This is a genomic window from Chamaesiphon sp. OTE_20_metabat_361, from assembly GCF_031364565.1.
The window spans coordinates 1-5,810 of sequence record NZ_JANLWO010000465.1; the positions used below are offsets into that span (position 1 = coordinate 1).

5 protein-coding genes are annotated in these 5,810 nt (G+C 45.8%); all 5 read left to right on the forward strand.

The annotated features are described in order from the left end of the window. Window positions 1–960 (forward strand): O-antigen ligase family protein (locus RMO35_RS13610; RefSeq protein WP_309741838.1); only part of this gene is annotated, 960 nt, incomplete at its 5' end. Between the two features lie 53 nt (window positions 961–1,013). After that, window positions 1,014–2,219, forward strand: a complete 1,206-nt coding sequence (locus RMO35_RS13615) for a glycosyltransferase family 4 protein (protein WP_309741839.1) — start codon at window positions 1,014–1,016, stop codon at window positions 2,217–2,219. Further along, entirely contained in the window at window positions 2,203–2,991 is a 789-nt protein-coding gene (locus RMO35_RS13620) for a WecB/TagA/CpsF family glycosyltransferase (RefSeq protein ID WP_309741840.1), read from the forward strand. Before RMO35_RS13615 ends, RMO35_RS13620 begins: the two co-directional genes overlap by 17 nt. An 8-nt stretch (window positions 2,992–2,999) precedes the next feature. Further along, on the forward strand, window positions 3,000–4,184 hold the full coding sequence (locus RMO35_RS13625; protein ID WP_309741842.1) for an endo-1,4-beta-xylanase: 1,185 nt from the start codon (window positions 3,000–3,002) through the stop codon (window positions 4,182–4,184). A 120-nt stretch (window positions 4,185–4,304) separates the two neighbouring features. Next, window positions 4,305–5,810, forward strand: a 1,506-nt coding sequence (locus RMO35_RS13630; RefSeq protein WP_309741843.1) for a GumC family protein, incomplete at its 3' end; no start/stop codon positions are given.

Sequence of the window (5,810 nt, forward strand, 5' to 3'; positions counted from 1 at the left end):
CTGACCCAAACTCGGGTAGTCGCTTTAACTGGATCGATGCTGTTTTCGCTGTACTTTGCCAGTCGATATACACTCAAAGAGCAACTATATATTTTTGGATGGGTGTTTGGGATCGGCACGATCGCCAGCCTGTTATTTGTAATTTTGCTGCCAAAGTTTGGAATTATGGGCGGTATTCATGCCGGAGCTTGGCGCGGTATTTATACTCATAAAAATGGTCTGGGTCGGACTATGCTGCTGAGTACGATCGTCTTTTTACTGCTAGCACTAACGACCAAGAGAAATCGCTGGATATTTTGGACTTTACTGGGTATATCATTCGCCATGCTGCTGTTGTCCAAGTCATCATCGCCATTAATTAATCTGGTGGTTTTGATGAGTATCTTTTTTATGCTCCAAATCGTCCGGTGGAACTATCTATTTTTGATACCAGCACTCATCGGTCTTTTGTTAGTGGGCACGATCGGTTATTTATCGATCGCCACTAATGCCAGCCAAATTGCTGGTGCATTTGGCAAAGATTTAACATTTACTGGACGTACTGAATTTTGGCCGCTAATCTTAGATAAAATTTGGGAGAAACCGTGGCTGGGATATGGATTCGGTGCATTTTGGCAGGGCTTGGATGGGCCGTCCGCCTACGTTTGGAATGCCTCAGCTTTTAAAGCTCCAAATGGTCACAATGGCTATTTAGATCTTTGTCTCGACCTCGGATTAGTAGGATTTGCCATCTACTCGATCGAGTTTGCTGGTAGTGTTTATAGAGCGATCGGACATATCAGATCCGTCAAGACCGCAGATGCTTTCCTGCCGATGTTATTACTGTGCTTAGTGGTTTTATCCAATCTTACCGAAAGTTCGCTGGTCTTGCAAAACAACCTTTTGTGGACGCTGCAAGTCTCAACATTTTTATCGCTGTGCTTGCCACAACTAAGCGAACGCCAACCAGTGTTCGAGTAGCAGATCCTAATTTCTCATCTAAAATCATTTTTACGCATCTCAATCAATCAGCTATGTCATCAATTATCGATCGCCAAAAATCCATTATTAAAGTATTAATGTTTGGGACTGGCTTTAGTATTCAGGGGGGAATTACTTCAGTCGAACAACTGATTATGAACAATCCGAGTGAAAAAGTGCGGATCGAGCATGTGCCGACGATCGTGCGGGGAACTGTGAGCGAGAATATGCTGGTATTTGCTAGATCGATCCAGCGGTTAGTTTGGAAAATTTTCACAAAAGACGTAGATGTCATTCACATTCATTTTGCCGAACGTGGGAGTATGCTCAGGAAATCGATTTTAATCTCGATCGGATTATTACTTAGGCAATCGATTATTTTGCACGCTCATGGCGCAACCTTCCAAGAATTTTATGCCGGACTACCACAGCTCGCGCAGAAGATCGTCAAATTTTTGATTCGGAGCTGTAGCAAGATTATTGTCCTATCCGAGAGTTGGCAAAATTATTATTCGAGCCAATTCGATCTGGCTCCAGGGCAAGCTGTTATTTTATACAACCCCGTCGAAATTCCAGTTTCCATCCCCAATCGCTTAGGACGCCAGCAGTTAAAGTTAGTATTTCTGGGCAGAATTGGCAAACGTGGTGGCGCACTAGATCTAGCCAAATCGCTGATCTCTTTCCCCAAACAGGACAAAGGTGCCTTCGACCTGATTGAAGCCTTTGCCGCACTGCCAGCCGCCAGTCGCCAACACACAGAGCTAGTCTTAGCTGGTAATGGCGATCTCGCAGCCGCCAAGCAACTAATTACTAGTTTGGGACTTGAGGATAAGATTTCCATCCTCACCTGGTTGAATCCCAAACAACGGGATAAATTATTAGCTAGTGCCGACGCCTTTATCCTCCCCTCGTATCATGAAGGGCTACCCATGTCGATGTTGGAATCGATGGCGTGGGGACTGCCAGTTATCGTCACGCCAGTGGGTGGGATTCCTGAAGTAATTCGTGATGGTGGTAATGGTCTATTAGTCGAGCCAGGTCATCGGGAGCAATTAGTCCAGGCGATGACCCAACTGATCGAGGATGAAGCTTTAAGATTGTCACTAGGACTCGCCGCACGGCAAAGTATCGCGCATTACGACATCCGCAATTACATGGACTCATTAGTGAGTCTGTATGTCTCCGTTGCGAACCAGTCTGCTGAGATTGATGGCACCATTCAAATTCCTTCGTCCTCTCAAAATGAAATCTCACGTTGATATGAAACCACAGCAGGAACTACCCCCGCTCGAACATCGCCAGATCGTGGGTATGCGTGTCGATGCAACTAACTACGCCGATGCCACCGCCCGCATCATCACTTGGGCGCACGCCAAAGTCGGGAAACGCGTCTGCGCGGCGAACGTGCATATGACGATGGAGACCCATGACGATCCCACCTTCGCCCAAGTTGTCAATCAAGCCGATTTAGTGACCCCAGATGGAATGCCGCTAGTCTGGGGATTACGCGCACTGGGGATCGAAAGCGCAACTAGAGTATGCGGCCCCGCGCTAACTTTGACCGTCTGTGAAGCTGCCGCTGCTGCAAATCTCCCGATCGCGTTGTATGGTGGTACTGCTGAAAGTTTAGTTGCTTTTACAGCTTTTTTAGTCCAAAAATTTCCGGCGATTCAGATTGTCTGTCAGATTTCACCACCTTTTCGAGCGTTAACGCCAGCCGAAGATAACGACTACACTCAGCAAATAGTGGCATCGGGAGCACAAATTTTGTTTGTTGGCATCGGCTGTCCCCGCCAAGAAATCTGGATGGCGGCACATCAAGCCCAAATTCCCGCCGTGATGCTCGGCGTCGGTGCGGCGTTTAACTTCTATTCTGGACGCGTCAAGCAGGCACCGCTATGGATGCAGCAAATTGGGCTGGAGTGGTTATTTCGCCTGTTGATGGAACCAAGACGCCTCTGGAAGCGTTATTTCAAACAAAATCCCCGATTTGTGGTCTTATTTCTCAAACAATTATTATTCAAACGGTAGATAACCACATGGCTAAAATTCACCGCAGCTACCGATTATCGAGACGACAAACCTTGCGCATTGGGGTTGGCGCTCTGACTGCTTTAGTAATTACGGCATTAGCAAAATCCAAGGTCTTGAGTTATTTGATTTATCCAATGACCATCGACCAAAAATTGCAAAGTAGCCAGCGTCGCAGTTTTCGGGTCGTCGGTAAAAATTCGCTCAAACAGCGGGCACGCGCTAAAGGATTAATTTACGGTGCGCTGCCACATATCGATAGCCCTATTTTCGACCCGAATCCGCAACTAAAATCTACATTCGTGCGTGAATTCGACCTGGTAGTTGCGGGTTTTTATTGGAGTGTGACGCGTCCGACTGTCGATACTTTTAATTTTAAAGAAACTGATTATTTTGCCAAGTTTGCCGCCAAAAATAAACTATTACTGCGCGGACATCCATTAATTTGGTCTTTGGCGATACCTGACTGGCTCCCCGCGACACTGACTAAACAGAATGCCAAGAAAATTTTTACCAATCATATTGAAACTGTTGTCAAACGTTACAAGGGGAAAATGCACTCTTGGGACGTAGTGAATGAGGCAATTAATGTCAAAGACGGTCGAACTGATGGTCTGAGAAAAAGTGTCTGGTTAGATGTTTTAGGCCCAAATTATATCGAAATGGCTTTTCGGATTGCCGCGCGTACCGATCCAAAAGCTTTATTGGTATATAACGAGGGCGAACTAGAATATAACGAAGAGCATCAACAGGGCGTTCTTAAATTATTAGAGCGGCTCAAAGCTAAAGGTACTCCCGTTGCTGCCCTCGGCGTGCAATCTCACCTCTGGGGCAATCGGTTCGATCTAAATTATAAAAAATTTGGCAAGTTTCTGAAAAATGTTGCGGATCTAGGACTGAAAATCATGATTACAGAGCTAGATGTAATCGATAAAGACTTACCGCTAGATATTGCCAAACGCGATCGACTAGTCGCGATCGCCTATGAAGATTATCTCAATACCGTGCTAGCTGAAAAAGCAGTAATTGCCGTAGTTAATTGGGGCTTTACCGATCGGCATAACTGGATTACCCCATCGATTCCCCGTCAAGATGGCGCTCCCGCCAGACCGCTACCTTTCGACACCAACTTGCAACCTAAATTAGCTTGGAATGCGATCGCTAGAGCGCTCGATCGAGCGCCAAAACGCTAAATATGAATGATGACAATTTAGGAGATCGAACCGATCGCCACACCGCTCTCGGGGTCAGTATTTTGGCGGATTTAATCTCTAAAACATTTATTGTAAGATTGCAATATATAGAGAAAATGTATGGAATCCAAAGAAGCTATCGATCTAAACTTCAGCTACTACTTACCAGCAGTCAAACGACACTGGCTTCCGGCTGTGAGTATTTTCGCCTTGACATTTGCGCTGAGTCTCTTAGCCGCATCCCAACTGAAGCCATCTTATAAAGCAGAAGGGAGATTGTTATTCAAAAATTCTAACTTTAAAGTAGTCGGCTCGAATCTGATCCCTAGTAATTCTGAAGGAGAGTCCAGCGATCTCAAACCGTTAGTCGCGACTCAAAACCCCATCTCGACCCAGATGGAGGTCATTGGGAGCATTCCCCTATTACAGAAAACAGCCGATCTGTTAAATCGCCAATACCCTCAAGCTAAACGTCTAGATGTTAGCGATATTCAAGCTGGCTTAACTTCGAGAATTGTTGGGGGTTCGGATATATTGCAGCTTGACTATAAAGATCGTAATCCAGAACAAGCCGCGAATATCATCAATACACTGATGAGCGTGTACTTAGAAAATGATATTCAGACAACGCGAGCGGAAGCAGAATCAGCGCGTCTATTTATGGACAAGCTGCTCCCAAAAACGCAGGCGGCGATGACTGAATCAGAAATCGCCTTGCGGAAGTTCAAACAACAAAATAATGTTGTCGATCTGGCCGAAGAATCGCGATCGGCAGTGACAATTATTGGTAATTTAGATACTAGTATCAGTGCCGCTCAGGCGCAGTTAGCAGAAGCAACAGCGCAGACTCAAGACTTAAAAAAGAAAATTAATCTCACTTCCCAAGAAGCGATGGCTGTCAGTGCCGTCAGTCAATCGCCAGGGATCCAAGGAATTATCACGCAACTGCAAGATGTCGATCGCCAACTAGCGAGTGAAAGCAGCCGCTTCTCTGATAATAACCCGATTATTGTCAGTCTCCAAGAGAAGCAATCTAAATTAAAAGCCCTATTAACGCAGCAAATTGGCAGCACGATTGGCAACAACGCTCAAGTTCCTCAAGGTTTGCTCAAAGTTGGCGAACTCAAACAAAATTTGATTGCCGAATCGCTCAAATCAGAAGTCCAGCTCACTGGTTTGACTAAAAAACTCGCCTCGCTCCAAAATTCCCGCTCTGCCTACGAGCAAAGAATCAAGGTTATGCCTCAGCTCGTCCAAACACAGCGACAGCTAGAGCAGCAACTGGAAGTATCACAAGCGACACATCAGAATTTATTGAAAAAAGTTCAAGAGTTACAGTTAGCTAAAACTAAAAATATCGCTAATGCTCGCATCGTTGCAGCGGCAATCGTGCCTAAGAAAGCAGATACTAGTACGCGGCTGATAGTAGGGGGCTTAGGCTTATTAGCGGGTGCTTTTTTTGGAGCTAGCTCGATCGCTTATTTGGAAAGTAAAGATCGATCGCTCAAAACTGTCAAAGAGATCGAAAAAGCATTTGGCTACACCTTGCTCGGAGTCATCCCCGCCACCGCCAAAAAGCGCAAACGCGTCCGCAGTCGGCGTCCGGAAATGACAACGCTAGAAGTT